The organism is Ruegeria halocynthiae (genome assembly GCF_900106805.1).
Taxonomy (GTDB): Bacteria; Pseudomonadota; Alphaproteobacteria; order Rhodobacterales; family Rhodobacteraceae; genus Ruegeria; species Ruegeria halocynthiae.
Genome location: NZ_FNNP01000002.1, coordinates 37,925 through 64,135, shown reverse-complemented (window position 1 = coordinate 64,135; position 26,211 = coordinate 37,925). Strand labels below are relative to the sequence as shown.

General features: G+C 55.9%; 26 protein-coding genes and 1 riboswitch. Of the genes, 13 read left to right on the top strand and 13 right to left on the bottom strand.

What is annotated here, in order from left to right; genetic code table 11:
- Window positions 1-35 precede the first annotated feature (35 nt).
- The 3 genes from BLU89_RS09495 to BLU89_RS09485 are packed head-to-tail and all read right to left on the bottom strand — an operon-like array spanning window position 36 to window position 2,496.
- The gene (locus BLU89_RS09495; RefSeq protein ID WP_074736601.1) at window positions 36-869 is read right to left on the bottom strand and encodes a transporter substrate-binding domain-containing protein; all 834 of its coding nucleotides are present in this window, start codon (window positions 867-869) and stop codon (window positions 36-38) included.
- Window positions 870-905: 36 nt separating this feature from the next.
- On the bottom strand, window positions 906-1,748 hold the full coding sequence (locus BLU89_RS09490; protein WP_074736600.1) for an amino acid ABC transporter permease: 843 nt from the start codon (window positions 1,746-1,748) through the stop codon (window positions 906-908).
- A gap of 1 nt (window position 1,749) precedes the next feature.
- Window positions 1,750-2,496 (bottom strand): amino acid ABC transporter ATP-binding protein, encoded by a 747-nt coding sequence (locus BLU89_RS09485; protein ID WP_074736599.1) that lies wholly within the window; start codon window positions 2,494-2,496, stop codon window positions 1,750-1,752.
- 120 nt (window positions 2,497-2,616) lie between these two features.
- On the opposite strand from BLU89_RS09485, the gene BLU89_RS09480 reads away from it, so the two are divergent.
- The 3 genes from BLU89_RS09480 to BLU89_RS09470 are packed head-to-tail and all read left to right on the top strand — an operon-like array spanning window position 2,617 to window position 5,187.
- Window positions 2,617-3,195 (top strand): carboxymuconolactone decarboxylase family protein, encoded by a 579-nt coding sequence (locus BLU89_RS09480; protein ID WP_074736598.1) that lies wholly within the window; start codon window positions 2,617-2,619, stop codon window positions 3,193-3,195.
- 11 nt (window positions 3,196-3,206) lie between these two features.
- Window positions 3,207-3,794 (top strand): helix-turn-helix domain-containing protein, encoded by a 588-nt coding sequence (locus tag BLU89_RS09475; protein WP_074736597.1) that lies wholly within the window; start codon window positions 3,207-3,209, stop codon window positions 3,792-3,794.
- Between the two features lie 4 nt (window positions 3,795-3,798).
- Window positions 3,799-5,187 (top strand): MATE family efflux transporter, encoded by a 1,389-nt coding sequence (locus BLU89_RS09470; protein WP_074736596.1) that lies wholly within the window; start codon window positions 3,799-3,801, stop codon window positions 5,185-5,187.
- Here BLU89_RS09470 and BLU89_RS09465 read toward each other — a convergent pair.
- From BLU89_RS09465 to BLU89_RS09450, 4 genes are all read right to left on the bottom strand, one after another.
- A complete protein-coding gene (locus BLU89_RS09465) occupies window positions 5,162-6,406 on the bottom strand; it encodes an NAD(P)/FAD-dependent oxidoreductase (protein ID WP_074736595.1) in 1,245 nt (414 codons plus the stop codon). The two genes, BLU89_RS09470 and BLU89_RS09465, sit on opposite strands and share 26 nt — an antisense overlap.
- Window positions 6,407-6,417: 11 nt before the next feature.
- Complete coding sequence (locus tag BLU89_RS09460) at window positions 6,418-7,431, bottom strand: Ldh family oxidoreductase (RefSeq protein ID WP_083347730.1); 1,014 nt, start codon at window positions 7,429-7,431, stop codon at window positions 6,418-6,420.
- Between the two features lie 61 nt (window positions 7,432-7,492).
- Window positions 7,493-9,013, bottom strand: a complete 1,521-nt coding sequence (locus BLU89_RS09455) for a trimethylamine methyltransferase family protein (RefSeq protein ID WP_074736594.1) — start codon at window positions 9,011-9,013, stop codon at window positions 7,493-7,495.
- Window positions 9,014-9,028: 15 nt separating this feature from the next.
- The gene (locus BLU89_RS09450) at window positions 9,029-11,482 is read right to left on the bottom strand and encodes a GcvT family protein (RefSeq protein WP_074736593.1); all 2,454 of its coding nucleotides are present in this window, start codon (window positions 11,480-11,482) and stop codon (window positions 9,029-9,031) included.
- Window positions 11,483-11,752: 270 nt separating this feature from the next.
- Between BLU89_RS09450 and BLU89_RS09445 the strand changes: the two genes are divergently transcribed.
- Window positions 11,753-12,646 (top strand): LysR substrate-binding domain-containing protein, encoded by an 894-nt coding sequence (locus BLU89_RS09445; RefSeq protein WP_074736592.1) that lies wholly within the window; start codon window positions 11,753-11,755, stop codon window positions 12,644-12,646.
- A 63-nt stretch (window positions 12,647-12,709) separates the two neighbouring features.
- Here BLU89_RS09445 and BLU89_RS09440 read toward each other — a convergent pair whose 3' ends face one another.
- The 6 genes from BLU89_RS09440 to BLU89_RS21245 all read right to left on the bottom strand — a co-directional run bounded on the left by BLU89_RS09440 (window position 12,710) and on the right by BLU89_RS21245 (window position 17,000).
- Window positions 12,710-13,723 carry a FecCD family ABC transporter permease gene (locus BLU89_RS09440; RefSeq protein ID WP_074736591.1) on the bottom strand — a complete coding sequence of 338 codons (1,014 nt, stop codon included), beginning with the start codon at window positions 13,721-13,723 and terminating at the stop codon, window positions 12,710-12,712.
- A gap of 1 nt (window position 13,724) precedes the next feature.
- Window positions 13,725-14,672, bottom strand: coding sequence for an ABC transporter substrate-binding protein (locus tag BLU89_RS09435; protein WP_074736590.1), 948 nt, complete (start codon window positions 14,670-14,672; stop codon window positions 13,725-13,727).
- 18 nt (window positions 14,673-14,690) lie between these two features.
- Complete coding sequence (locus tag BLU89_RS09430; protein ID WP_074736589.1) at window positions 14,691-15,476, bottom strand: ABC transporter ATP-binding protein; 786 nt, start codon at window positions 15,474-15,476, stop codon at window positions 14,691-14,693.
- On the bottom strand, window positions 15,473-15,829 hold the full coding sequence (locus BLU89_RS09425) for a DUF1636 family protein (RefSeq protein WP_074736588.1): 357 nt from the start codon (window positions 15,827-15,829) through the stop codon (window positions 15,473-15,475). Before BLU89_RS09425 ends, BLU89_RS09430 begins: the two co-directional genes overlap by 4 nt.
- A 102-nt stretch (window positions 15,830-15,931) precedes the next feature.
- Window positions 15,932-16,139: riboswitch (cobalamin riboswitch) on the bottom strand.
- Window positions 16,140-16,177: 38 nt separating this feature from the next.
- Entirely contained in the window at window positions 16,178-16,699 is a 522-nt protein-coding gene (locus tag BLU89_RS09420) for a ClbS/DfsB family four-helix bundle protein (RefSeq protein ID WP_074736587.1), read from the bottom strand.
- 64 nt (window positions 16,700-16,763) lie between these two features.
- Window positions 16,764-17,000, bottom strand: coding sequence for a hypothetical protein (locus BLU89_RS21245; protein ID WP_143030550.1), 237 nt, complete (start codon window positions 16,998-17,000; stop codon window positions 16,764-16,766).
- 41 nt (window positions 17,001-17,041) lie between these two features.
- Between BLU89_RS21245 and BLU89_RS09415 the strand changes: the two genes are divergently transcribed.
- The 9 genes from BLU89_RS09415 (at window position 17,042) to BLU89_RS09375 (ending at window position 26,184) form a co-directional block, all read left to right on the top strand.
- Entirely contained in the window at window positions 17,042-18,781 is a 1,740-nt protein-coding gene (locus BLU89_RS09415) for an ABC transporter substrate-binding protein (protein WP_074736586.1), read from the top strand.
- A 60-nt stretch (window positions 18,782-18,841) separates the two neighbouring features.
- Complete coding sequence (locus BLU89_RS09410) at window positions 18,842-19,891, top strand: ABC transporter ATP-binding protein (protein ID WP_425441376.1); 1,050 nt, start codon at window positions 18,842-18,844, stop codon at window positions 19,889-19,891.
- Between the two features lies 1 nt (window position 19,892).
- A complete protein-coding gene (locus BLU89_RS09405; protein WP_074736584.1) occupies window positions 19,893-20,966 on the top strand; it encodes an ABC transporter ATP-binding protein in 1,074 nt (357 codons plus the stop codon).
- The gene (locus BLU89_RS09400) at window positions 20,966-21,829 is read left to right on the top strand and encodes a carbohydrate ABC transporter permease (protein WP_074736583.1); all 864 of its coding nucleotides are present in this window, start codon (window positions 20,966-20,968) and stop codon (window positions 21,827-21,829) included. The genes BLU89_RS09405 and BLU89_RS09400 overlap by 1 nt, the downstream gene beginning before the upstream one ends.
- Complete coding sequence (locus BLU89_RS09395) at window positions 21,826-22,623, top strand: carbohydrate ABC transporter permease (RefSeq protein ID WP_074736582.1); 798 nt, start codon at window positions 21,826-21,828, stop codon at window positions 22,621-22,623. Before BLU89_RS09400 ends, BLU89_RS09395 begins: the two co-directional genes overlap by 4 nt.
- Window positions 22,624-22,631: 8 nt before the next feature.
- Window positions 22,632-23,033, top strand: coding sequence for a DUF2160 domain-containing protein (locus tag BLU89_RS09390; RefSeq protein WP_074736581.1), 402 nt, complete (start codon window positions 22,632-22,634; stop codon window positions 23,031-23,033).
- Between the two features lie 66 nt (window positions 23,034-23,099).
- Window positions 23,100-23,495, top strand: a complete 396-nt coding sequence (locus BLU89_RS09385; RefSeq protein ID WP_074736580.1) for a BlaI/MecI/CopY family transcriptional regulator — start codon at window positions 23,100-23,102, stop codon at window positions 23,493-23,495.
- Window positions 23,482-24,579 carry a M56 family metallopeptidase gene (locus tag BLU89_RS09380; protein WP_074736579.1) on the top strand — a complete coding sequence of 366 codons (1,098 nt, stop codon included), beginning with the start codon at window positions 23,482-23,484 and terminating at the stop codon, window positions 24,577-24,579. The genes BLU89_RS09385 and BLU89_RS09380 overlap by 14 nt, the downstream gene beginning before the upstream one ends.
- 273 nt (window positions 24,580-24,852) lie before the next feature.
- Complete coding sequence (locus tag BLU89_RS09375) at window positions 24,853-26,184, top strand: UDP-glucose dehydrogenase family protein (protein ID WP_074736578.1); 1,332 nt, start codon at window positions 24,853-24,855, stop codon at window positions 26,182-26,184.
- Window positions 26,185-26,211 lie beyond the last annotated feature (27 nt).

Here is a 26,211-nt window from a genome sequence, read left to right as displayed (position 1 = left end):
ACCGGGGGCGGTTGACCCGCCCCCGGTCAGAGTGGTTATTGGGCAACCTGGTCTGCCCACTCTTCGGTGGCAAACCAGTAATCATGACGTTCTTTCAGCCAGCCGGACCGCCAGTTCTGTGCAATCCAGTTGTTGAAGAAGTTCATCGCGTCCGGATCACCTTTGCGCAATCCAAACGCCTCGCCACGTGGATCGAACAGTTCGCCATCGAACAGTCGGAGGACATCCGGATACTGTGCGACGTCCCGGTTTGGAGTTGGCTGTGACGCCATAGTCGCATGTGCGTTGCCATTCAGAACTTCCTGACGAGAAGCGCCATCTTCATCAAACAGAAGCAAGGTTGCATCGGGAAAAGCCTTAGCGATGACCGTTGCCGGGGTAGCTCCGCGACGCGCCGCAAATGTCACATCCGGTGAATTTAGATCTTCGGCTGTCATCCCCTCGATTAGTTCTTTGTTGCCATAGATAGCCATACCCGAATACGCGTAAGGATCGGTGAAGTTGATTGTCAGATTCCGCTGCGCAGTCACCGACATCCCCGAGATGATTACGTCGAAATTACCGGATACAAGCGCAGGGATGATCCCATCCCAGGCGGTTGGGACAAATTCGACCTCGACGCCCATGTCTTCGGCAAGTTTGCGCCCGACATCCAGTTCGAACCCGATCAGATCACCGTTCTTGTCGCGCATCGACCATGGTACGAACAACGACAGGCCAACCCGGACTACCCCATCCTGTTTGATCGTTTCGATCACACTTTCACGGGACAGATCCTGGGTCGCGCTTTGAGCCCAGCCTGAGGTCGCCATGCCTGTTGCCACGACCGCGCCCAGGGCTGCCCCGAGCATTCTGCGAGATAGCTTCATCTTGGTTCTCCTTGTTGTCCGGTTGAATTCTTGTGGTTACTGATCGACTGCATATTTCTTCTCCAGATAGCTGACGCCGATCGACAGGATCAGGGTCACCACCAGATAGACCAGTGCGATGGTGAACCAGATTTCAAAACTCATGTAGGTATCCGAAATGATGTTACGCCCAAATGTGGTCAGTTCGGCCACGGCAATGACGCTGACGATGGCCGAAGACTTGATCAGGTGAACCACCTCACCCGTCATTGGTGGCAGCATAAACCGAACGGATTGAGGTAAGACTATATACTTATAGGTCTGATAGGGGGTCATCCCGATGGATTTGGCCGCCTCCCACTGACCAGTCGGGACAGCATTGATCCCGGCCCGCAGGATTTCGGATATCAGTGCCGAATGAAACACCGCCAAGGTCAGAATACTGGCGGTATATCGGTTAAAACCGAAGATCGGCCCCAGTACATAGTAAAACAGATAAAGCAGAACCAGTAGCGGGATATTTCGGATCAGTTCAAGGAACGCCACTGCGACCGACGTACCAACCACCAAGCCGGACAGACGCAGCAATGCGACTAGCAATCCGATAGCGGTGGCCAACAAAAAGGAAATGACGGACAGATTGATCGTGGCGACCAACCCAATGGGAATTTCGCCCCACTCGAACCCGATCTCGGTATTGCGGTAAAGGAACTGGGGCACCCGGTACCATTGCCAATTATACCCCATACCCTGCGCGCCAGAGTATGAGCCATAGGCGATTAGTCCGACAATAACCGCATAGATCACGACCGAAACAAGCGACGAACCAAAGAACCGCTTGTAATAGGGCGGTTTCGGCAGCGGCTGTCCTGTCCCCCGCGATATACCCAGATCAGTCATGTCAATGTTCCAATATCTGGTTCAGGAACAGGCGACAGCGCTCGCTGGACGGGTTGGTAAAGAACTGTTCGGGGGGCGAGATTTCTACAATCTGCCCGGCCTCCATAAACACCATGGTGTCGGCGACTTTGCGGGCAAATCCCATCTCATGCGTCACAACGACCATGGTCATTCCCGTGTCAGCCAATTCAACCATCACATCCAGCACTTCGTTGATCATTTCGGGATCCAGCGCGGAGGTCGGCTCATCAAACAGCATGATCCGGGTTTCCATGCACAAGGACCGCGCGATGGCGACGCGTTGTTGCTGACCCCCCGACAATTGCGCCGGGTACTTGTCGGCCTGTTCGGGAATATGAACGCGATCCAGATAGTTTCGCGCGGTTTCTTCAGCCTGGGCTTTGGAAATCTTGCGCACTTTCATCGGCCCTATCATCAGATTTTCAAGCACGGTCAGATGCGGGAACAGATTGAATTGCTGGAAGACCATGCCGACCTCCTGACGCAATTCACGGATTTCCTTAGCCCCTTCGTAGACTTCGATCCCGTCGATCACGAGGCGCCCGGAATTGTGCCACTCCAGCCCGTTGAAACAGCGGATGAGCGTGGATTTCCCAGATCCGGACGGACCGCAGATCACCACTTTTTCACCCTGTCGAACGGTCAGATCAATGTTCTTGAGCGCATGGAATGTGCCATAGAACTTATCCAGATTGGTCACTTCGATCATTGGGTTCAGCTGGGTCATGTCAAACCTGTTGCGCACTATTCAATATGGTTGCTTAATGTGCAATTCTCGTCAATAAAAAACTCACTGGGCTGCATCACGCCGCCAAAACTCGAACAGAAAACGTGGAAGGGAACGTGAATGTCCGCCTGGATTCGGATGATATCTGACGAAGATGCCGACGAGAACCTGAGGGCCACTCTGGATCTGGCACGTACACCGCACGGGACCGTCGACAATGTGATGCGCGTACATTCGCTGCGCCCCAACACCATGAAAGGCCACGTCGTTTTGTACCGGGCTTGTCTACACGATGACGCCAATTCAGTGCCTATGTGGTTTCAGGAAGTGATCAGTTCTTACGTCTCAACGCTGAACGCCTGTCCCTATTCCTATGCCAACCACTGGGCCAATGCCCGTCATCTGATTGGTGATGACACGCGCGCCGACACCGTTGAGGCCGCGCTCAAAGCACATCGCCCGCAAGATGCGTTTGACGGCGCGCATCTGGCTGCGCTGACATACACGGGAAAGCTCACGCGGTCACCGGGCGCGATGGCTAAGACCGATGTGAGCGCGCTGAGAGATGCAGGATGGGAAGATGGTGAAATCCTCGAAATCAACCAGATCGTGGGATATTTCAACTATGCCAACCGATTGCTGAATGGTTTGGGGGTCACAACAGAAGGAGATGTCGTAGGCTATTACGCCGAAGACTGACAGAATGTTTCATGCAGGATGACACACCCGGAAGACGGATTGACCGTGCCATTGGCGCTTCGCTGAGAGAGCTGCGCCAAAGCCGGAAACAGTCCGCCCGCCGACTGGCCGAACAATCGGGCATATCGGCGGCTATGGTCAGCCGTATCGAAAATGGGCTGGTGTCTCCGTCAATCGATACGCTGGCAGCATTGGCCGAAGCTCTCGAAGTTCCTATCGTTTCACTATTTAGGGAAGCACGGACGAATCACACCGATTTTACGCTGGTGCGTCATGGGCAGGGATTGAAATCCACCCGGCTGGCAGGTGGGCATTCACACGAGTACGTCAACCTGTCAATGCACGCCCGGAAAGACCTGCGCTTTCAGGCCCGCCGCGTCACATTGCTGCGGGATGAGGGGCAGCCACCCACATATGTCGGCCACGGCGTTGTTTTTGTTCAGGTTCTCGAAGGACAGGCGGTCTATCGCTACGGCGAGGCCCGGTTCAACCTGTCAGCGGGGGACAGCATCAGCGTTGATGCGGAACTGAACCACGGCTTCGAAGAGGTTTTGACGCCCGAGTTCGTTTTCCTGACCGTTCAGGCCGAGCGTCCATAGAGATATGGCCGACCCTACCGAAATTGATCTGACCCGAGGACCTATCCCAACTCATTTCAGAACCTTGGCCATTCCCGCTGCGATCGGAATGTTGTTCAATACGCTTTACAACGTCGTTGATATGTTCTTCGCCGGGCTCCTCTCGACCAGCGCTCAGGCTGGTTTGGCGCTGGGTTTTCAGGCCTTTTTTATCGCTATCTCGGTAGGTGTTGGATTAGGCGCCGCGATGAGCGCGCTTGTCGGCAACGCGCTGGGGGCCGGCGACACGCGCGCAGCCCGGCGGTTTGCGGCACAAGGGATAATCTATGGCTTCATCGCGGCCTGTGTTCTGGCACTGGCAGGGCTTTGGTATGGTCCTGCTCTGATACATTTGGTTTCAGAACCAGGGCTATATCGTGATGCGGGGTTGCGTTATTTCTACTGGCTGTTGCTGGCCCTGCCTGGGTTCCTTCTGGCCTTTGGGTGTAATGGAATCCTTCAGGCCCATGGGGATGCGGTTTCAATGCAACGCGCTCTCATCGTTGCATTTTTTGCCAATATCGGCCTGAATCCACTGTTGATCTATGGCATTCCGGGCCTGATCCCCGGCATCGGTTTCGATGGCCTCGCCGTATCGACGGTGATCAGCCAGACCGGCGTGATGGCGTTCTTGATCCGACAGGTTCTCAGACGCCGCAGGATGAGGCGAATGCGATCCCGAAACTTCATTCCCCGGCTGTACCGGTTCAGGGAAATTTCGGTGCAGGTTCTGCCCACCGCCACTTCGTTCGTCGTGATGTTACTGTCAGGTTTCGTGATCCAATTCGCTCTGAAAATCTATGGAGAGCACGCGATCGCAGGTTTCGGAGTAGCCGTTCGGCTTGAGCAGATTCTGCTTTTACCAGTACTCGGGGTTACCGGCGCGCTGCTTCCCATCGCATCTCAGAATTTTGGGGCTCGAAATTATGAAAGGGTGCGCGAAGCTCTGTTCTATTGCTGGAAAGTAGGGCTCGTTATGACCGCTATTGCAGCACCTATACTGTGGATTTTCGGTCGCTTTCTGCTGGGTCTCTTCACCGATGACCCCGAAGTCACCCGCGTTGGACTCAGCTATCTGCGTGTCGATAGCCTGATCCTTCCATTCTACATGATGCTGTTTTCGATCAACTCGCTGCTGCAAGCCCTGAAACGCCCAATCTGGACCGTATGGATCAGCCTCTATCGCCAGGGATTTGGCGTTGTTTTCTTTGTCTGGATATTCATCGGCGTGCTTGGTTTCAACGAGATTGGCGTCTGGTTCGGAACCGCCTGTGCCGTGATCACCGGTTGGATGATCGGGCTTCTGGTGGCATCTTACGTTGCCCAAAAGGAATTGGGCGGGCTTTGGCTCAGGCCGAGAACCGATCCGGGCTGAAAGCCTGAATATCAATGCCCGGTGCCTTTCCCGCAATCACATCCGCAACGAGCCGCGCCGTTGTTGCCCCCAATGTCAAACCAAGCTGACCGTGGCCTGTGGCGAAGGTAACATTTGCCAGACGCCTGCTGCGGCCAATGATCGGGCGCGTGTCCGGAGTAAAGGGGCGACGGCCCATGCGGCGCTCAGATTTCTTGACCTTCAAGCCAGGCAATACACGGTGCGCACGTTTGACCAGTACATCGGCCCGGTTCCAATCGGGCTTTGCATTCAGTCCCGCAAACTCTGCAGTGCCAGCCACCGCCAGCGCATCCTGATAAGGCGTGATGCCAAACCCGCCCTTCGCATAAAACACTGTGTGACGCAGATCGATCCCACTGTCATGCAAAGCGGTTGAATATCCCATCACTCCTTCCATGCGCAATGGAACATCCAGTTCCTTCGCCAAGACGCGCGAATGCGTACCAGCAGCAATTACAAACTCATCTGCGCTAAGCGTGCGCCCATCGCCGATGTGCACGCCGTGGATATGTCGACCATCTCGTGCAAAATCGACCGCCGCATCCGAGACAACCACCCCACCCCGGCCAATAAAACTCTGCATCAGAGTTTCAACCAACAGCTTTGGATCAGTCACAAAGCTCCAGTCCCGTAGCAAAGCAGCATGTTTGAAATCAGGTGCAATCGCGGGATCCATCTCATGCGCTTCATGGCCCGTAACTTCGTCAATCGTGCACCCAAACTCACGCGCCAGGTCAAAGGCTGTACGCATGGTTGCCAGGTCATTGTCATCATCGAACAGCTTGATCACCGGTCGCTCAACCAAATGTTCCGGGTGACCAACATCTGTGAGCTGCGCTTTGAAATCATCGGTGGCAGCAAAGGTGAGCCGCGCCAGATCGGCCGCAATCGCCCGCATCTTCGAACGGCGCGCATTGGCCGTGAACCGCGCAAACCAGGGCAGCAACTTCAATGCCGAGGCTGGGCGCAAGGCAAGCGGAGCCTCAGAATCCAGCAACCAGCCCGGCACCTTCATCAGCATCCCTGGCTGCGACAAAGGCACAATCTCGCCCACCGCGATACATCCGCATGAGGCCCAGCTTGCGCCCTCGCCCACCGGGCCCGGTTCCACAACCGTGACATCGTGTCCTTGCGATTGCAGTGTCAGGGCGCAGGATATTCCAACGACACCGCCACCGATCACAACCACCTGTGCCATTCCGGAAACCTTTATTGCAGTTCGCGCAGTTGCGCCATCAAATCGGCAGTGACACGGACCCCATCCGCCTTGACAGCGGCGCGATTTTTTAACCTGCCATCTCCAGGGACGCGCGCATCTCCGTTGCCTTCAATCTCGGCACAGATGCGTTGAACATAAACTCCGAAAGTTTCGTTGCCAAAACGTGCCGGATCAATTGCGATCAAGGTGTGCCCACCCTTAATGTTCAGCGCTCCATACGCTTCGCGGTTGGCGTTATCGACGGACAGGGTTCCGCCTGCCAGAGCCGCCCCCAGAACTTCGATCAGAAAGGCGATCGCAGCGCCTTTGTGTTCGCCAAATGGCAGCAGGCTGCGGGATTCCAAAATGGCATTGGGGTCTTGGGTCGGCTGCCCGTCCGGGTCGAGCCCGGCAGGACGTGGCAGATCATGCCCTTCGGCGGCAGCCAAGCGGATATCCATCAGTGCTACCATCGACGAAGCCTGATCCCATACGACTGGCTCACCCCCTGGTCGAGGGCAGGCAAAAGACATCGGGTTGGTTCCAAAAACCGGGCGAACGCCGCCTTGCGGCACCACCATGGAAAGCGAGTTAACTACACCTAGCGCAACCAGCCCAGCCTCAGCCAACGGACCGGTATCAAACCGTAACGCCCCGAGATGGTGGCAATTAGAACAAGTGAACGCGGCAATTCCGTTCTCGCGCGCCATCTCAATCAACTCTTCCCGCGCTTTGGCCGCCACGATCTGATAATAGCCGTTGTCACCATCCCCACGCAGAACGCCCGGCGCGGTCCGCTCGACGCGCGGGCTAGAGACAGGGTTGGCATAGCCCGAAGAAAAACTTTGCGCATAAACTGGCAGCATCCGTAACCCATGGCTGCGCGGCCCGTCGCGTTCGCTCATCTGCACTAGATCGGCCAACACCGCACTACCGCGTTCATCCATACCCGAAGCCACAAGGACAGATCTGGCCAACTCTCTTACCTCGTCGAGCGAGAGCGTTGTCGTTGAGTCATCAGTCATATGCTTGATCCTGTCCTTGGGTTGTGAAATCGGGCGCGTCTTCACCCGCTTTCCGATCTATTCAAGCGCTGTAATCCACCCGCTTTTTGGCGACGAATTCATCCAACGCGCCGCGCTGATCGTCCGGCATTGGCGGCTGCACATAGGTGTTTAGCATACGCTGCGCCTCTTCCGTGCCAACGACTTCCGCGGTTTTCGAGCCTTCTGCTTCCCACTGTTCAAAACTGTCATTGTTTTGCAAGTGGTTCATATGCATCGGGTTTTCGCGTGTGTGGTCAGTACCCAAGAAATGCCCACCGGGGCCGATGTCTTTTATGTCGCCCAGCAACGCGTCCAGGTTTTCTTCTTGCAGGCCGCTGAAGAAACGGTGGAAGTTCTCCAACTGCAGTGCGTCCTGCACCCATTTCGAATAGCTGACCCCCAGTGCGCCTTCAAGGAAGCCCGCCGAGTGCACAATGTAGTTCGCACCACCCAGCAACACCGGCCACATGGTGTTTGCAGTGTCGAATGCAGCCTGCATATCCGGGGTTTTTGAACCGGTCCACATTGTGCAGGTCCGCCAAGGCACGCCGTAGAATCGCGCCATCTGACCCACCAGAAGGTTCATCAGACCGGGTTCCGGAGAGCCCATCATCGGCGCACCTGTCTTCATCGATACACCCATGATTGCCACCCCCAACACCATGGGTGCTCCACGGCGGATGATCTGGCTGTATGCCATTCCAGCAAGACTCTCGGCAATCAGCAACGCGACTCCACCCTGCGGGCTGGCAGGTGTACTGGCCCCTGCGAGAACAAAGGGCGATAACAAGCAGGGCTGGTTGGCCGACGCATAGACACGCAAGCTTTGCAGCATCGTCTCGTCCCAGACCAAAGGCGTGTTGCAGTTAAGCAAAGCCGCCATCACGACGTTGTTGTCGACAAATTCCTCTCCAAATACGATGCGGGTCATCTCAACCGAGTCCCGGGCCGCCTGTTCCGATAGGACCGAGCCTTTGATCGGCTTGTCCGTCAGAGTCAGTGCGGCATGAACCAACTCCAAATGGCGTTGAGGTACTGGGACATCCTGTGGCTCCACCGGCAGGATGCCGGGTACCATCATCGACTGACTCATCTGGCTGAGTTTGAAGAAATTATGGGCATCTTCCAGCATCGATGGGCGGCGTACCCCATCCAGACCATAGACAAATGGCGCACCATAAGCATTGGCAAACACCGAATGTTGGTTGCCAACCCGTAGCGAGCGATCGGGGTTGCGCGCGGCATAGCCCCATTCCGACGGCACAGCCGAGATCAGATCCATCAGCATCTCGCGACCGATGCGGACCCGTTCACCCTGCACATCCGCGCCATGTTTCTTCCAGTCCGCCAAAGCGACAGGATCACGAAATTCAATGCCAGTGGTTTCCAGGATCGTCATTGCCGCGTTGTGGATCTTATCGACACCCTCAGGGCCGAGCAGATCAATCGGGCCAATCTTGCGATTCAGCGTCGACAGGTAGACCGGGGGCGGGTTGGTGCGGGCCTGAACCCGTGCCGCGCGTCCACCGCTTCGGCCTGAGCGTGCTTTGATTTCTGCCATCTCAATTCCTCCGGATCAGGCACGCGCACGGGCGCTGGTTGGGTCAACGGCGCAGACATTGATCACTTCGGCTTCGCGCAATTCATTGTGAACCATCACCTGCATCTTGGTGCCGGATGCCGTCATATCCTGCGGCACCAGTGCCATCGCGATGTCGTGGTTGCAGTAGTAAGAGAACCCGCCCGAGGTGACCCTTCCGATCAGCTTGCCGTCAGCATAAACGCCCTCGTCGAACATCACCGAAGTATCGCAGAACGGCAGTTTCAGCGTAACCAAACGGTTATAGTTGCCCTCTTCCCTCTGCTTCAGAAGTGCTGCTTTGCCAACAAACTCACGCTCGGCCACTTGCCCACCAATCTTTTCGGTCATGGCAACGAAGCGGTCGAGATCAACCTCATAAGGGGTCAAGTCTTTGCAAATCTCGCGATTGATGGCGCGATAGGATTTTTCAAGCCGCATCGATTCCAGCGCCTCTAGGCCGAAAGGTTTGACTCCAGCCTTTAGCAGAAGATCGACAAGATGGCGGTTATACCCGATCGGGTGGTGCAATTCCCATCCAAGCTCTCCGGTATAAGAGACACGCAGCAGGTGCACACCTTTGGCATAGCCCACCTCACCCATCTGCGCCGAAAGCCACGGGAAAGCTTCATTCGACAGATCATTGTCAGTGAGCGGTTGCAGGATTTCGCGTGCCTTGGGTCCAGCCAGCGCGATCACGCCCAGTTGCTCTGAGATATCCTCGATCACCACCGACCCGTCGCGCGGCAGAACGCGCTGCAGTTGATCCCAATTATAGGCCCGCCAATTCGGGGTCGAGATCAGGTAGAAATCATCCTCAGCATAACGCACGATGGTGTATTCCGCATCCATGCCACCCTTGTCGTTCAGCATCAGCGACAGGGTCATGCGGCCCAACTTGGGCAGCTTGTTGGCCATGATACTGTCCAGCCACCGTGCAGCCCCCGGCCCGCGCACCACGAATTTGGTCATCGGCGACATCTCGATAAAGCCGGCCTCTTCGCGGGTTGTGCGCACCTCTTCCTGCACCAGTTCCATGTGATTGGTGCGGCGGAAGCTGTGTTCAGGGATCGCCTCTTCAGGTGATTTGGTAAACCAGCGCGGGAATTCGTAGCCATTGAAGCTGGTCCAGACCGCGCCTTGGGCGGTCAGCAGGTCATATGACCCAACAGTCTTCATCGGGCGCGCTTCCGGGAAATCTTCACCCGGCACATGCGCGTCCATGTGAGTACCCCAGGTTTCGCGTACCTTGTCCATAGTCCAGCGTTTGGATGCGTAATCCGAGAACCGGCGCGGGTCGAGTTCCGACATATCCATGCCCGGATTGCCATCGACGATCCATTTCGCCAGACGATTGCCTACGGTGCCGCCCCACAGAATGCCGCCGGGCATTCCCTCTGCCAGCCACAAATTCTCATGCCCCGGCGCGGGACCTGCCAAAGGCAGCTCGTCAGGGGTCATCTGGAACGGCCCGCGAGTGTTGGCCTTGATTCCGACCTCTCCCAATGTTGGCACCCGTTCAATGGCACGCTCCCACTGGGTTTCCACTGCATCGAAATCCTCGGGCAGCAGATCAGCCCCGAATTCCGGTGGCACGCAATCTTCGGCGAACAGTTTGAGGTCTTTGGTGAATTCGTAGGGTCCGAACTGGATGCCGCCTACATCTTCGCGCAGATAGGCACCGTAATCTTCGTCCCGCAAAATCGGGAACTCGGACAGACCTTGCGCCCGGCGTTCTTTCAGAAGCGGCACAGTCTCGGTCGTCCAGTATTGGTGAACAATTGGTATGCAGGGTAAGTCCAACCCTACGCGGCGCGCGTTTTCGCGGGCATAGTTTCCAGTGGCGAAGATCAGGTGCTCACAGGTGATTTCACCTTGATTAGTGGTCACTTTCCAATGACCGTTGTCCAGCTTTTCATATGCCTGAGCTTCTGTGTTTTGGTAGACCTTGGCCCCCGCATCGCGTGCCAGTTTGGCCAGCGCCATAGTAATATCGGCCGGGTTTACGTAACCGTCTTCGGTGTGCAAGATACCGCCCCGAATATCCGGGCTTTGGTTCAACAGTGGGTGGACTTCGGCAATCTCCTCCGGTGTCAGCAGTTGACAGGGCACACCCGCCGCTTCGGCAATCGAGACATAGGACTGGAACTCATCCCAGCGCTTTTCTGTATTGGCCACACGCAGTTGGCCAACTTTGCGCAGGCCAACCGAAGCACCCATCTTTTTCTCTACTTCGGAATAAATGCGGATGGTTTCCATCGTCATCTTGGAAACGTTGTACGAACGCACAAAGGTCACCAACAGCCCCGCGGCGTGCCAAGTCGAACCCGAGGTCAATGTGGTGCGTTCCAGCATAACTGCATCCGAACACCCATGTTCGGTCAGCCCGTACAGGATCGACGCCCCAACGCAGCCGCCCCCGACAACCACCACTTTTGCATGTGACTGCATATTGCAACTCCTCCAACTTGTGTCGCGACCACTCCGGGGATCGCATTGCATGACGGTAGACCGACGCGCACGACATGGATGATCCAGCGCTGACAGATCGGCGTTTCGGTCACTTAGTGTACGCGTCTCAGAACGGTTGGGGGGAATTGTCACCGCAAACTGCTGGCAGGCAATTGCAAAAATATTCACTCTGCATAAGATGACCTAAGCCAAACTGATACAGTTGGCTTTGTTTTGTAGATCAACCTCACCGTTACAGGTCAAACCATCTTGTCCAACCGACCATATGACCTTCCGCCAGTAAGCTCTCTGATTAGCTTCGAAGCTGCCGCCCGGCATGTGAGCTTCAAGACCGCAGCAGAAGAACTCAACGTTACGCCTGCCGCGATCAGCCATCAGGTCAAGGCGCTGGAGAATGAATTGCAATGCACACTGTTTCTGCGCCATCACCGCGGCGTGGAGCTGACCGAAAGCGGTGCCTATTTGCTTGTTGCGCTTCAACGTGGGTTCGAGGATATCAGTGAAGCCCTTGGACAGTTGAGGCGCCGGTATGACCAGAAAGGTGTGACCATCCGCTCGACAACAGCGGTCAGTTCGCTCTGGCTCACTCCACGCCTTGCCCAGTTCTGGAAGCAATACGGACATGTCTCGGTGACTCAGGTTGTAACAGATCTCGGTATCGATACGTCCAGATGCGATCTGAGCATTCATTACGGTGATACCTGCCGTGAAACGGGAATTTTCAAAACATTGTTCCATGACAACATCATGGCTCTGTGCAGTCCCCGATTTGCCGAACACAACCCCATTGGACGTGTCGAGGAAATCGCAAAGGTGCCTCTTATCCATCTCGACGCCCCGGATACCGGCTGGACCGACTGGCGTGCATGGACCCGCAAGCTGGGATATGATGGTCCGTTGAATTCTGCACATCGGGTTAATAATTACACGATCGCCCTTCAGGCCGCGCAGGACGATATGGGCGCGGTATTAGGGTGGGAAGGTTTGACTTCGGGACTGATCGCCTCTGGTAAACTTGTTCAGTTGTTGCCGCAGACCATCTCATCGCAGTTGGACTTTTACGTAAAGCTGCACAATACATCATCCGACCGCGCGAAGCTTGTCTTCAAGTGGCTGGGTGAGGCGGCGGATGGGAATATCTGATGGCAGTTTGCACCTGACCTGCACTGAAATCATAGGGCGCGGATCAAAGCCAGAGCCATGATCCTATCGCCGTTTTTTTGCCGTTCTGAACAGAAGCAGAAATACGAACACCGACCCGATCGAGGTGGTGACAATCCCGACCGGCAATTCCTGCGGCGCAAGCAGAAGCCTGCTTATGATATCGGAACCAGTCAACAAGGCTGCGCCAACGATTGCCGCAGTCGGCAGCAGGTGCTTATGCAAGGGGCCAGCGATCCCACGCGCAATGTGAGGCACCATCAGGCCAACAAAGCCGATCACACCGGCCACCGAAACGAACACCGCCGTCGCCAGCGCTGCGGTGAAGAACATGCTAAACCGCAGGCCCTGAACCGGGACACCCAAAGTGGCAGCGGTCAGGTCCCCGGTCAACAACGCATCCAGCCAGCGGCTGCGATACAGCGAATAACTCAGGATCAGCAGCAACCCGACGCAGACAAGCGGGAATGTTTCCCAGCGGGCCAGCCCCAAACCGCCCAACATCCAGAAGATAACCGAGTGGGCAGCGCGGCTGTCGCCAGCGAAAATCAGATAGTTGGTAATAGCGGAGAACAGGAACGAAACCGCAAGGCCCGCAAGGATAAGCTTCTCGGGTGCGCTTGTGCGCAATCCGTGGACCAAAGCCAGCACAATGCCCGAGGCGACTAGCCCGCCGCAAAAGGCAGCCAATGGCAGGGTCCAGAACCCAAGAATATCACCCGTCACAGTAATGACGAATACAGCCCCGGCCGCGGCGCCGGAAGACAGGCCGAAGAGGAATGGATCAGCAAGATCGTTGCGTGTCGTGGTTTGCAGTACCACTCCGACGATACCAAGCCCGGCACCGATAACGGCGGCAAACAGCGCGCGCGGTAGCCGGAGGTCGAACACAATCCGATGCAGGGGCGACATCTCTCCGTCATCCAGACCCGAACCTCGCATTATCGCGGTGAGAGTTTCGGATAACGGGATCGAGGTCGTGCCATAGATCGTCGAAACCAGCAAAAGGGCGGCCAGAACGACCGCCCCCAGCAAGAGTGTCAGGCCCAATCGGCCCATATCAGTTCAGACCCGGATGCATCGCTTGAGCCATCTTCGAGATGGCTTCGATATTTGCCGGTCCCGGTGTCAGCTCTTCGTAGCGCAACCCGATCCAGCGCTCGTTTTTGACCGCATCTGTCTGCGACATGACGGGATGTTCCTGCAGGAACTTGAAGGTATCCTCGGCGCCATTGCCTGTCTGATAATCCAGAAGAACCAGGAATTCGGGGTTGGATGCAGCAACGACCTCCCACGAGGTGCGGCCCCAGCTTGTGTCCATATCGTGGGTTACATTCTCGCCACCGGCGGCAGCAATCATCGCGTCGGGAATGGCAAACTTGCCAGCCGTAAACGGAGCATCCGCCGGGCCATCCAACAAGAATACACGCGGCTTAGCCAGATCGGTTGTCTGAGCTTCGAGTACAGCCAGTTCTTCTTTCCAGCCATTCACCAGCGCCTCGGCCTTGTCTTCGACCTGCATGACTTTGCCCAGCCTCAGCATGTCGTCAAACAGCAGGTTCATGCTGGCCTCGGGGCGATCTTTATCCAGATGCACGCAGCTTTCGGTCAGAACCATGGTCTTGATACCGAACGGCTCAAGCGTATCCGGCGTCACATCGCCACCGGGCTTCATGCCGTAATACCAGCCCGCAAAGAACAGATCGGGCTCGACCGCCACCAGATTTTCAACCGTAGGGTATTTGGGCGCAAGCTCAGGGATATCACCGCGCAACGTATCGAATTCGGGGCTGGTCTTATACCATCCGGTGATGCCGGTCAGGCCGATAACCTTGTCCTGCAAGCCCAGGGCAAAGACCATATCGGTCATGTTCATGTCATGCACGACCAGACGCTCGGGCAGCGTTTCAAAAACCAGCGGTTCGCCGCAATTGTCGACCGTCAACTCTTGCGCAGCAGCGCTGCTCGCCATGGCTGTAAGCAGCGCCACGGACCAGATGTGTTTCATTTCAGAGTGTTCCTTTGGTTAAGTTGAAACTGTAGTTCTTCGAATATCCAGCGCCGGGATTACACGGCCCTCGTGGTGAAAGCAGAGGTAGTCAACACCAAATGTTTCGCGCACCCGTTCGGGTGTCAGCACCTCGTCCACGCGGCCAAAGCCGGTCACACGGGTGGATTTCATCAGTGCAACATGGGTAGCGAATTCGGGGATCATGACCAGATCGTGGACGATCATCACGACGGTGATGCCAAGTTCGGCAACCAGAGACAGCATTCGTCCCTTTGCGTCCGGGTCCAGATGATTGGTCGGTTCATCCAGAAACAGCAGGGATGGATTCTGCGCCAGAGCCCGTGCGATATGGGCACGCTGACGCTCACCTCCGGACAGCTGAGCCATCCGTTTATCCGCCAGGGCGGCCAGGCTGGTCAGATCCATAATCCGGTTCAGCTCTTTGGCGTGGGCGTCGGCCGAACGGTCCGCGCGGATGGGTATCTGTCCCAAGGCCACATAATCCCGCAATGCCAAACGCCCATCAGGCAGTTCCTGTTGACCGACCACCGCTATGATCCGTGCGCGTTCCTTTGCAGAAAGCCGTTTGAGGCTGTGCCCCTTGACCAGAACATCACCCAGAGCCAGCGTCTCGGCACCGCATAACAAATTCAGGAGGGTTGTTTTTCCTGCCCCGTTCGGACCAGCAATGGCAAGGATGGATCCCTCAGCCAATTCGAACGACACGTCTTGCAACAGGACATCCCCGTTGAGCGCAAAGTATTCAAGGTCTTCGGCGACCAGAAAGCTTGGCGTTGTCATAACCTGACCCCGTTCTCGATCCGCGGCATACGTGAGAGAGTCTTATTGATCAACGCCCGAGGGCGATCGGTAGCGTTCGTCCACCCGTCCGGGCTTTGGCGGTATTGCATCGCAAACTCGGCCAAGGCCTGCACCTCATGCGCAGTCTGGATGTCGCCAAACAGGTACTGCGCCTTGCCAATTGCCTGAAACCCGACTGTTCTTGGATGGTCACAACCGGCCATACAGGACGCGGTGCGGATTACAAAACCGCTAGGGAGCTTGTCAGCCAGCGCATTGCGCATGTCATCAGTCGTCTGCCCGCCAATGCAGCTTTCGCAGACAAGGATGAAATGATCAGCCATATCTTGCATTTTCCACCCCGCCTGTTTCCAAGCGCAAGCGGAAGCTGTCGGTCATGTGAACACTTGCAAAACGTGTCATCAAAGCCTCCTTCCAGGACGCCCCGCCCTGGGTTGGTTGAACATCTGATGGCAGGTCTCCTGACTTGCGGGTCGCAGCTCGGCCAACCTTCCCGATCCTCCAGATCAGTGGCTGTTTGGCCTCGCTCACCGCTTACAGTTGCGGGGGCAGTTGCGGACTTGGCGCGCGCTAGCGAACCTCACCGTATTCCCTTTTCATCCCGTGGGCGTACCATCGGGAACCATCTGAGTCTGACTGCCCGAGATCGCGGGGTACGTCAATGTTAAAGTCCTTGTGGCTCAACCCTGGTCGGCGGACACCGTGCAGCTAGTCGAGGCCCTGAGCACAGATCGAATGTACTTTGACGCCGAGCGAAAGTGGCTTGCCCCGGCGGCCTCAGCCCAACGACCAGTCGTCCAGGCATTTTTTGCACCCTTCATGGGTGCGCCATACAACGCAACATTCGAAGTATTTTGAATAAACTCAATCAGTTTCTGATAGCCATCCTCTAACAGGGTCACCGCAGCGGGCCACTCAAGTCCGGACTGAGATTCCCTCAGATCCGCATTGTAGTGTTTCAGTTCATTCCATTTGTAACCCTTAGCTGGAAAACAGACATCGTTGCCAGCAAGACCATCCGCATACCATCCCAGAAACAGATCAATCCAGTGCGCGCGATGGGCGATCACATCCTTGATCGATATCTCATCTTCTCGCCTTTTCATCGCAACGTGTGCATCCAGATCACCAATAAGTTTGAGTAGCTTTCCAAACTCTTTCTCGGTGATTTTGATCAGTAGAGATTTATTGGTTACCGGCACCGGTTTCGCCTCATTTGCATCTCGCCAGACTAATTCAAACTACGCGGCATCGCTTTGCGCCAGGTCAATGAGAATTCGACAATGGCACTTTCGCAACCGCAAATGTTTCACCAAACGCCTTGCCCCATGATCTCATTGCAAATGTCATTGTCCACAAATCGAGTCCGTTCCTCGGTCGAACGATCGAGGGTGCAGCCATAGGTACGCTGCGGTCATTAAGTGCTTTGTTTTCAAAGGCTAACTCTAATACTAAATTTTTAGTTTGACAGAACGGCGGCAAATCGCTGATGGTAATCTCCATCCGGTTACCACCGGGCAAGCAAAATTTTTGGGAGGAAAGAGATGCGGAGACATCTACTTTCCGCAGTGGCGGCGGCTGCCGTCATTGCGGGGCACGGTCCCGTTTGGGCCGACGAAGCCGCAGCACAACGTTGGATCGACGACGAATTCCAGCCATCAACCCTGTCGAAAGACGAACAGATGGCCGAGATGCAATGGTTCATCGACGCTGCACAGCCTTATGCTGGCATGGAAATCAACGTCCTGTCCGAAGGCATTCCGACACATTCTTACGAATCCGAGGTTCTGACCAAAGCGTTCGAGGAAATCACCGGCATCAAGGTCAATCATCAGATCCTTGGTGAGGGCGAAGTGGTCCAGGCCGTTCAAACACAGTTGCAAACAGGTCGAAACTTGTATGACGGCTATGTCAATGACAGCGACCTGATCGGTACTCATTCACGTCTGCAATTGGCCTATCCGCTGACCGATATGATGGGCGGTGATTGGGCGGGCACGACTTCGCCGACGCTGGATCTGGATGACTTCATGGGTATTCAGTTCACCACCGGTCCAGACGGCAAGCTGTACCAGCTGCCTGATCAGCAGTTCGCGAACCTCTATTGGTTCCGCAAGGACTGGTTCGATGACGAAGCCAACAAGGCGGCGTTCAAAGAGAAGTATGGCTATGATCTGGGCGTTCCGGTCAACTGGTCCGCGTATGAAGACATCGCCGATTTCTTTACCAATGACGTGAAAGAAGTCGACGGCACTGCAATCTATGGCCACATGGATTATGGCAAGCGTGCGCCTGACCTTGGTTGGCGCATGACCGACGCCTGGCTGTCTATGGCCGGCGCTGGCGACAAGGGCGAGCCGAACGGTATCCCCGTCGACGAATGGGGCATCCGCATGGAAGCAGGCACCTGTAACCCTGTTGGTGCTTCGGTGTCACGCGGTGGTGCTGCGAACGGTCCGGCTGCGGTCTATGCGATCCGCAAGTGGGACGAGTGGCTGCGGAACTATGCGCCTCCGGGTGCGGCTTCTTATGACTTCTACCAGTCGCTGCCGGCGCTCAGCCAGGGCAACGTGGCCCAGCAGATATTCTGGTACACCGCCTTTACCGCTGACATGGTGAAGCCGAAGTCCGAAGGCAACAACACCGTTGATGACGAAGGTACGCCGCTGTGGCGGATGGCACCCAGCCCGCACGGCCCTTATTGGGAAGATGGCCAGAAGGTTGGCTATCAGGATGTGGGGTCCTGGACCTTCCTGAAATCGACGCCTGCAGATCGTGCTCAGGCGGCCTGGCTATATGCTCAATTCGTGACCTCCAAAACTGTTGATGTGAAGAAGTCCCATGTGGGTCTGACCTTCATCCGCGACAGCTCGGTCAACCACGAGTCGTTCACGGAACGCGCACCCAAACTGGGTGGCCTGGTCGAGTTCTACCGCTCACCTGACCGTGTGGCATGGTCACCGACCGGCATCAACGTACCGGACTATCCGAAGCTGGCCCAGATCTGGTGGCAGCAGATTGGTGACGTGAACTCGGGTGCCTTCACCCCGCAAGAGGCGATGGATCGTCTGGCCGAAGAGATGGACATCACCATGGGCCGCATGCAGGCCGCGGATGAAAGCGCCGGTGTCTACGGTGGCTGTGGTCCCCGCCTGAACGAGCCTCAGGATGCCTCTTTCTGGCTGGAACAAGAGGGTTCGCCCAAGGCCAAGCTTGAGAACGAAAAGCCGCAAGGCCAGACCGTCAACTATGACGAACTGGTTCAGCGCTGGCAGTCTCAGTAACAACGACAACGTAGGCCGGGCTTAAGCCCGGCTTACCCTCAATTCCCTCGAGACATTCTGATGATCGAACTTCAGGACGCGACCAAACGGGTCGGTAACGTCAACCACATCAAACCGACAAACCTGACGCTGCAAACCGGGCATTTCAACGTGCTGCTGGGCGCAACCGGATCAGGCAAAACTTCTCTGATCAAAATGATGGCCGGGCTGGATCCGATCGCTTCGGGCAAGGTCCTGATGGACGGACAGGATGTGACCCGGCTGAACACGCAAAAGCGGCAGATCAGCCTGGTGCATCAGTTCTTCGTGAACTACCCACATATGACCGTGTTCGACAACATCGCCTCACCCCTGCGCGTGGCTGGTATGGCGAAAAGCGAGGTCGAAGGTCGCGTCGAAGAGGCCGCAGACCTATTGCAACTGCGACCGATGCTGCACCGCCGCCCGCACGAACTGTCTGGTGGACAGCAACAACGCACCGCACTCGCCCGCGCGATTGCGAAGGAAAGTTGCGCCGTGTTTCTTGATGAGCCGCTGGCCAATCTGGATTACAAGTTGCGCGAAGAACTGCGTGAGCAATTGCCCGATTTGTTCGCCGGCCGCGGTGCTGTTGTGGTTTATGCCACCTCGGAACCCGAAGAAGCCCTGTTGTTGGGTGGTTACACCGCCTTGATGGAAGATGGCCGCGTCACCCAATTCGGCCCAACCTCCAGCATCTACCGCAATCCAGAAAACATCGCCGCCGCGCGCGTGTTCTCGGACCCGCCTATAAACGTGGCACATATCTCGGTTTCTGGCGCTCAGGCGCAGCTGGTGGGCGGAGGCGGCTGGACCGTCACAGGCATGGCCGATGGTGAATACACGGTTGCTGTGCGCCCGCATCGCGTGACACCCTACCGCACCTCGGAGGCTGACGTGGAACTGACAGGCCGGGTGATCGTAACTGAATTATCAGGCTCAGATTCCAGCGCGCATTTCCAACACGGCGAGGACGCCTGGGTCTCGCTTGCTTCCGGTGTGCACGCCTATCAGGTCGGCGAGGATCACAGTTTCTATATGAACCCGGCCCATTGCCGGTATTTCAGCCAAGATGGCAAAAGGGTGGCCTGACATGGCACAGATCAAACTTTCCAACCTTCGCCACAGTTATTTTCCGACTCCGAAAAGCCCGGAAGATTATGCGCTAAAGGAAATCGACGTGACCTGGCGTGACGGTGGAGCCTATGCGCTGCTCGGACCGTCAGGTTGCGGCAAATCCACGTTGTTGAACATCATCTCAGGCCTGCTGATGCCCTCTGAGGGGCAGATTCTATTCGACGGCCAAGACGTCACCGCCTTGCCCCCAGATCAGCGCAACATCGCGCAGGTGTTCCAGTTTCCGGTGATTTACGACACGATGACCGTGGGTGAAAACCTGGCTTTTCCGTTGAAAAACCGGGGCGTCGATGCCGCCACCATCAAGCGCCGCGTTGATGAGATCGCCGAGATGCTGGACGTCACGGATATGCTGAGAACCAAGGCGTCTGGTCTGAGCCCGGACAACAAACAGAAGATTTCGATGGGTCGCGGTCTGGTGCGTGACGACGTGAATGCGGTGATGTTTGATGAACCGCTGACGGTGATTGACCCTCACCTGAAATGGAAACTGCGATCCAAGCTGAAAGAGCTGCACCAGCGTGTCAAAGCCACGATGATCTACGTGACCCATGACCAGACCGAGGCGCTGACATTTGCCGATGAGGTTGTAGTGATGCAAGAAGGCGAAGTGGTGCAGATCGGCACCCCCGTTGAGCTGTTCGAGCGGCCTCAGCACACTTTCGTCGGTCACTTCATCGGCTCACCCGGCATGAATGTACTGCCTTGCGAGGCAAAAGGTGACCGCGCCATATTCGAAGGGCACGACGTGATGCTAGAGGGTCCTACCACCGGTGCAGGAGGCCGCACCGATCTGGGCATACGACCCGAATATGTGGGCTTTGGCAACACCGGGATACCTGCACATGTCACCAAGGTTTCGGATATCGGCCGCCACTACGTGGTCAGCGCGATGGTTGGCAACACAGCTCTGAAGGCCGTTACCGAACACAACGTTCCCGAGCCGGGTTCGCAGATCTTCCTGCAATTCAAACCTGAACAATCTCGCGTCTACCGCGACGGCTGGATCGCTACCGAGGAGCGGGCGTAATGAGAACGGAAAACCAAAAAGCATGGTTCTTTGTCCTGCCGGTGCTGGCGCTGGTGGCCTTCAACGCTCTGATCCCGATGATGACAGTAGTGAATTATTCGGTGCAGGAAACCTTCGGCAACAACCAGTTCTTCTGGGAAGGCCTGGGTTGGTTCGAGCAAATCCTGCGGTCCGACCGGTTTCAGGCCGCATTGGGACGGCAGTTCCTGTTCACCGCGCTGATCTTGATGATCGAGGTACCGCTGGGCATCATCGTGGCGTTGTCGATGCCTCGCAAAGGCTTCTGGGTACCGGTCTGCCTGGTGCTGATGGCCCTGCCAATGCTGATACCGTGGAATGTCGTCGGTTCGATGTGGAACATCTTCACCCTGCCCCAGATTGGTCTGCTGGGATACTTTCTGAATGACGTTCTGGGTATCAACTATGACATGACGCAACAGCCGATTTCGGCGTGGATCACTGTCGTAGTCATGGACGTCTGGCATTGGACCTCTCTGGTCGTTCTGCTGTGCTATGCGGGGCTCGTATCGATCCCGGACGCCTATTATCAGGCTGCCAAGATCGACGGTGCCAGCCCGTGGTCTGTGTTCCGCTATATCCAGCTGCCGAAGATGAAAACGGTTCTGACCATCGCCGTTCTGCTGCGCTTCATGGACAGCTTTAACATCTATACGGAACCCTTTGTTTTAACAGGTGGAGGTCCCGGAAATTCGACCACACTGCTGTCGATCGACCTTGTGAAAATAGCGCTGGGACAATTCGATCTTGGCCCCGCCGCCGCGATGAGCCTGATTTACTTCGCCATCACACTACTGGTTTCCTGGGTATTCTACACTCTGATGACGAAGGATGATGCGCCATGAAAAAGCGTTCCCTTATCCCAATCCTCTATATCGCGTTCTTAATGCTGCCGATCTATTGGCTGGTGGCGATGTCCTTCAAAACCACAAACGAGATCCTTTCGGGGTTTTCCCTGTTTCCCCAGACCTTTACGTTAGATAACTATATCACCATATTCACCGACCCGACATGGTACTGGGGTTACATCAACTCGATTACCTATGTGACGCTGAACACAGTACTTTCGGTTTGTGTAGCGCTGCCTGCAGCCTATGCGTTTTCGCGCTATCGGTTTTTGGGTGACAAGCAGTTGTTCTTCTGGCTGCTGACCAATCGGATGGCCCCGGCAGCGGTGTTCGCGCTGCCGTTCTTTCAGCTCTACTCTTCGATCCAACTGTTCGACACCTATCTGGCTGTGGCTTTGGCGCATACGCTGTTCAACGTGCCATTGGCTGTGTGGATTCTCGAAGGCTTCATGCGCGGCATCCCTAAAGAGTTGGACGAAACAGCTTACGTCGACGGCTATTCTTTCCCGCGTTTTTTCGTGACAATCTTCCTGCCCAATATCAAAGCGGGTGTGGGCGTGGCCGCGTTCTTCTGTTTCATGTTCTCGTGGGTCGAAATGTTGCTGGCCAAAACACTGACCGCGGTCGAGGCCAAACCCATCGCGGCCGTGATGACACGGACAGCCTCCAGTGCCGGGTACGAACTTGGGTTGCTGGCCGCCGCCGGAACCCTGACCATCATCCCCGGAGCCATTGTCATCTGGTTTGTCCGCAACTACATCGCGCGCGGTTTCGCGATGGGACGTGTGTGAGGTTCAATATGCGCAAACTTCTTCTCGCCCTTCCCTTTCTGCCAACTACCGCTTTTGCCCAGCAGGCCGGTTGGGGAAGCGTCGGTCAGCAGGAGGAAAAAGGTTTCTCTTGGACCGCCCCTTTGTGGCCCGATTTCTGGATGGCCTGGACGCCCGCAACGCTGGCGGTGTTCGTCGGCATCTTTTCGGCTATCGCCCTGATCGGCATCCTTGAGGGGTTAAAGTACCGGGACGGTATCGAACGACGGGGTGTTCTGGGCCTGACCACAACGCTTGGGGATCGCCTGTTCATTACCCTTCTGGGTTCGGCGTACATCTTCCTTGCCTGGCTCGGGCTGATGGGTCAACCGGTTTGGACGCCGCTTTTCCTGTCCATCGGCTGGGGCATTTTCGTGTTCCGGAAAGTTTAAGCTTTGAGAAATAACAAAACGATGCTTGTCTGGCAGGCATACTAAGAAACGGCGACACCGGGACTGATGCGAAAGAAAAAGACATCCAATCTGCTGACCGAGGTGGAGCTTGAGTTCATGAACGAACTCTGGGCCCTTGGTGAGGGCTCGGTCCGTGACGTTCTTGATCAACTGCCGCCTGAGCGTAATCTGGCCTATACATCCGGCGCGACCATCCTACGCATTCTTGACGAGAAAGGATTTGTCGAAAGCCGTAAGGATGGCAAGACGTTGATCTACAAACCGCTTCTGGAAAAAGACAGGTATCAGGCGCGGTCGCTTCAGAACCTGTCCCGCACATTGTTCGATGACACGCCCGCCACGCTGGTGGCACGTTTGGTCGATGATGCGGGACTGACGGAAACCGATCTTGAGGAAATTCGGGCACTGGTAGAAAGGAGACTGCAAAATGACAGCAGTTAAACCGGTTCTCGATGTGTATCTCGAGCTCAATCTGATCATCGTTTTGTCTTTGTTGGTCTGGCTTGGGGTACGTTTCGCTATGAAACTCACGTCTCTTCGCTTTGCATATTTTGCTCAGTTGCGTGTGCTCAAGGCACTGTTGCTGTGCATCGTGTTAAGCCCGATACTTGCGATCGGACTGTCCGAAATGTTTGAATTTGCGCTTCCGGGCCGACCTGTCGCCCTTGGTGATATAGCGGTTGCCGCCTTTTTGCGCGGGGACATTGCCCTGCCCGCGACCCAATTCGAAAGCCTGTTGAATGCACGGGAACGTTGGGCAGAAAATGTCCTGAATGGCGGCTCCCTCAGTGCAACATTGGTCCTGGCAATGTTGGCAGTTGGGGCGACCGGATTGGTCTTGCGCGTTGCATATGCGGCGATCCGGGTCCGCGAAACGGTCAACTCAAGCTTTCTGTGGCGGCGTTCCGCCAAGGTTGATATCCGCCTGTCGGACCGAATTTCGGTGCCATTCGCCGTGCGTGGCCTCTGGCGGCGGCATGTGGTGCTGCCCACCTATCTCCTCGACAAGCCAGAGGAACTGCGTTTCGCAATTGCACACGAGTTTCAGCATGTACGCGCCGGAGATGTGGAGTGGCAGTTGATGCTGGAACTACTACGCCCGCTTTTGTTCTGGAACCCCGCCTATATCGCCCTGAAATACGATTTCGAGCGCCTGCGAGAGCTCGGGTGCGATCAGTCTATCGTCTCCAGGCGCCGCCTGAATGCTTCTGACTATGCTAACTGCCTGCTGAACTATTGCGGTCGGATCGTTTCCCGCGATGGCGCCCATGTTCTCAACGTTGCGCTGGTCAGTGGCGGCCGGGCCAAACGCGTGCTTCGGCAACGGGTTCTTGCCCTGTCCGATGCCCCGCGACGGTACCGTCCGTTCAATGCTATGGTTTGCGGATGCGCATTGGTATTTGTTGGGGTTCTGGCCTTCGGTTCAGCATCCGTGCGCCAAGCCGATGGGTGGAGCCACGACAGGCTCATGCTGTCTACGGTCGTAAATCTGGAACGATTGGCAGAAAGAAACCAGGGAAACTGACGAGGCCAGTCCAAGGATCAGCGTACGATCAGGTCGGGTTGTGAAATCGACCTGATCTGATGGTCATGACACGACCTAACAGCACTTGAACATTCCACCACAACCAGCATATTCGGTCGCAAGAATACAGCCCATTGGGAATTGTCGTGCAAACCGAACAACACTTGTGAATTTCGAGCGAATTTCTACCGAGTGTCTACAGTTCTCAGGTTAACGGTCGACAGAAAACAATACATGCGCCACTGGCGAAAACCAAAGGAAGGAATTCGATAAATGCGCATTGCAATGATTGGCACCGGATATGTCGGCTTGGTATCTGGGGTCTGCTTTTCGGATTTTGGTCATGACGTGATCTGTGTCGACAAATCCGAACGCAAGATCAAGATGCTTCAGGATGGTGAAGTGCCGATCTATGAGCCAGGTCTTGATGTGCTCATGGCTAAGAATGTGGCCGCCGGTCGACTGACCTTTACCACCGATCTGACCGCAGCGGTCGATGGAGCGGATGCTGTGTTCATTGCGGTTGGCACACCAACGCGGCGTGGCGACGGGCACGCCGACCTGACCTATGTGATGGCGGCTGCGGATGAAATTGCCCGGGCCATCACCGCCTATACGGTTGTTGTTACAAAATCGACGGTGCCGGTTGGCACCAACCGCAAGGTCCATTCGGTGGTCTCGGCAGCCAATCCCCAAGCGGAATTCGACGTCGCCTCGAACCCCGAGTTCTTACGCGAGGGGGCCGCGATCGATGATTTCATGCGCCCAGATCGTGTGGTCGTTGGCGTTGAAAGCGAACGCGCTACAGAAGTCATGGCCGGAATCTACAGGCCGCTTTATTTGCGTGACTTCCCGATCCTGACCACCGATCTGGAAAGTGCTGAAATGATTAAATACGCCGCAAATGCATTTCTGGCGACCAAGATCACTTTCATCAACGAAATCGCTGGTTTGTGCGAGCGTGCCGGTGGTGATGTCAAAGAAGTCGCACGTGGCATCGGGCTTGATGGGCGGATCGGCAACAAGTTCCTCCACGCAGGTCCGGGCTATGGTGGTTCATGTTTCCCCAAAGACACGGCGGCACTTGCCAGGATCGGCCAGGATCATGCGCATCCGATGCAGATCACCGAAACCGTCATTCGCGTCAATGACGAAGTGAAGAAGCGGATGATCGAAAAAATCCGCGATGCCTGTGATGACAGCTTTAATGGCAAAACAGTTGCAGTGTTGGGTGTTACGTTCAAACCCAATACCGATGACATGCGCGATGCACCATCTTTGACCATCGTACCGGCCCTGATTGGTGGCGGTGCCCGTGTACGCGTGGTTGATCCGCAGGGTCGTGCCGAAGGCGAAGCGTTATTGCCGGGTGTCGAATGGTTGGACGACCCATATACTGCTGCTGCAGATGCTGATGCTGTTGTCTTGCTGACCGAATGGAACGAATTCCGCGCCCTGAACCTGAATGAGTTGGCAGAGACTATGAAATCGGCCCGTATGGTTGATCTCCGCAATATCTACCCATCCGCGATGGTGCTAGGCTCAGGGTTTGAGGCCTATGTCGGCGTAGGGGTCGGTGATCAACAGCAAAGCCGATCAGCTTGAAAATGCGAATGTATGTGTTTCAGTGAG

Bases quoted from the DNA above. Each gene is read 5' to 3' on its own strand.
- BLU89_RS09495 (WP_074736601.1), bottom strand. From the start codon at position 869: ATGAAGCTATCTCGCAGAATGCTCGGGGCAGCCCTGGGCGCGGTCGTG.
- BLU89_RS09490 (WP_074736600.1), bottom strand. From the start codon at position 1,748: ATGACTGATCTGGGTATATCGCGGGGGACAGGACAGCCGCTGCCGAAA.
- BLU89_RS09485 (WP_074736599.1), bottom strand. From the start codon at position 2,496: ATGACCCAGCTGAACCCAATGATCGAAGTGACCAATCTGGATAAGTTC.
- BLU89_RS09480 (WP_074736598.1), top strand. From the start codon at position 2,617: ATGTCCGCCTGGATTCGGATGATATCTGACGAAGATGCCGACGAGAAC.
- BLU89_RS09475 (WP_074736597.1), top strand. From the start codon at position 3,207: ATGCAGGATGACACACCCGGAAGACGGATTGACCGTGCCATTGGCGCT.
- BLU89_RS09470 (WP_074736596.1), top strand. From the start codon at position 3,799: ATGGCCGACCCTACCGAAATTGATCTGACCCGAGGACCTATCCCAACT.
- BLU89_RS09465 (WP_074736595.1), bottom strand. From the start codon at position 6,406: ATGGCACAGGTGGTTGTGATCGGTGGCGGTGTCGTTGGAATATCCTGC.
- BLU89_RS09460 (WP_083347730.1), bottom strand. From the start codon at position 7,431: ATGACTGATGACTCAACGACAACGCTCTCGCTCGACGAGGTAAGAGAG.
- BLU89_RS09455 (WP_074736594.1), bottom strand. From the start codon at position 9,013: ATGGCAGAAATCAAAGCACGCTCAGGCCGAAGCGGTGGACGCGCGGCA.
- BLU89_RS09450 (WP_074736593.1), bottom strand. From the start codon at position 11,482: ATGCAGTCACATGCAAAAGTGGTGGTTGTCGGGGGCGGCTGCGTTGGG.
- BLU89_RS09440 (WP_074736591.1), bottom strand. From the start codon at position 13,723: ATGGGCCGATTGGGCCTGACACTCTTGCTGGGGGCGGTCGTTCTGGCC.
- BLU89_RS09435 (WP_074736590.1), bottom strand. From the start codon at position 14,672: ATGAAACACATCTGGTCCGTGGCGCTGCTTACAGCCATGGCGAGCAGC.
- BLU89_RS09430 (WP_074736589.1), bottom strand. From the start codon at position 15,476: ATGACAACGCCAAGCTTTCTGGTCGCCGAAGACCTTGAATACTTTGCG.
- BLU89_RS09425 (WP_074736588.1), bottom strand. From the start codon at position 15,829: ATGCAAGATATGGCTGATCATTTCATCCTTGTCTGCGAAAGCTGCATT.
- BLU89_RS21245 (WP_143030550.1), bottom strand. From the start codon at position 17,000: ATGGAGATTACCATCAGCGATTTGCCGCCGTTCTGTCAAACTAAAAAT.
- BLU89_RS09415 (WP_074736586.1), top strand. From the start codon at position 17,042: ATGCGGAGACATCTACTTTCCGCAGTGGCGGCGGCTGCCGTCATTGCG.
- BLU89_RS09410 (WP_425441376.1), top strand. From the start codon at position 18,842: ATGATCGAACTTCAGGACGCGACCAAACGGGTCGGTAACGTCAACCAC.
- BLU89_RS09405 (WP_074736584.1), top strand. From the start codon at position 19,893: ATGGCACAGATCAAACTTTCCAACCTTCGCCACAGTTATTTTCCGACT.
- BLU89_RS09400 (WP_074736583.1), top strand. From the start codon at position 20,966: ATGAGAACGGAAAACCAAAAAGCATGGTTCTTTGTCCTGCCGGTGCTG.
- BLU89_RS09395 (WP_074736582.1), top strand. From the start codon at position 21,826: ATGAAAAAGCGTTCCCTTATCCCAATCCTCTATATCGCGTTCTTAATG.
- BLU89_RS09390 (WP_074736581.1), top strand. From the start codon at position 22,632: ATGCGCAAACTTCTTCTCGCCCTTCCCTTTCTGCCAACTACCGCTTTT.
- BLU89_RS09385 (WP_074736580.1), top strand. From the start codon at position 23,100: ATGCGAAAGAAAAAGACATCCAATCTGCTGACCGAGGTGGAGCTTGAG.
- BLU89_RS09380 (WP_074736579.1), top strand. From the start codon at position 23,482: ATGACAGCAGTTAAACCGGTTCTCGATGTGTATCTCGAGCTCAATCTG.
- BLU89_RS09375 (WP_074736578.1), top strand. From the start codon at position 24,853: ATGCGCATTGCAATGATTGGCACCGGATATGTCGGCTTGGTATCTGGG.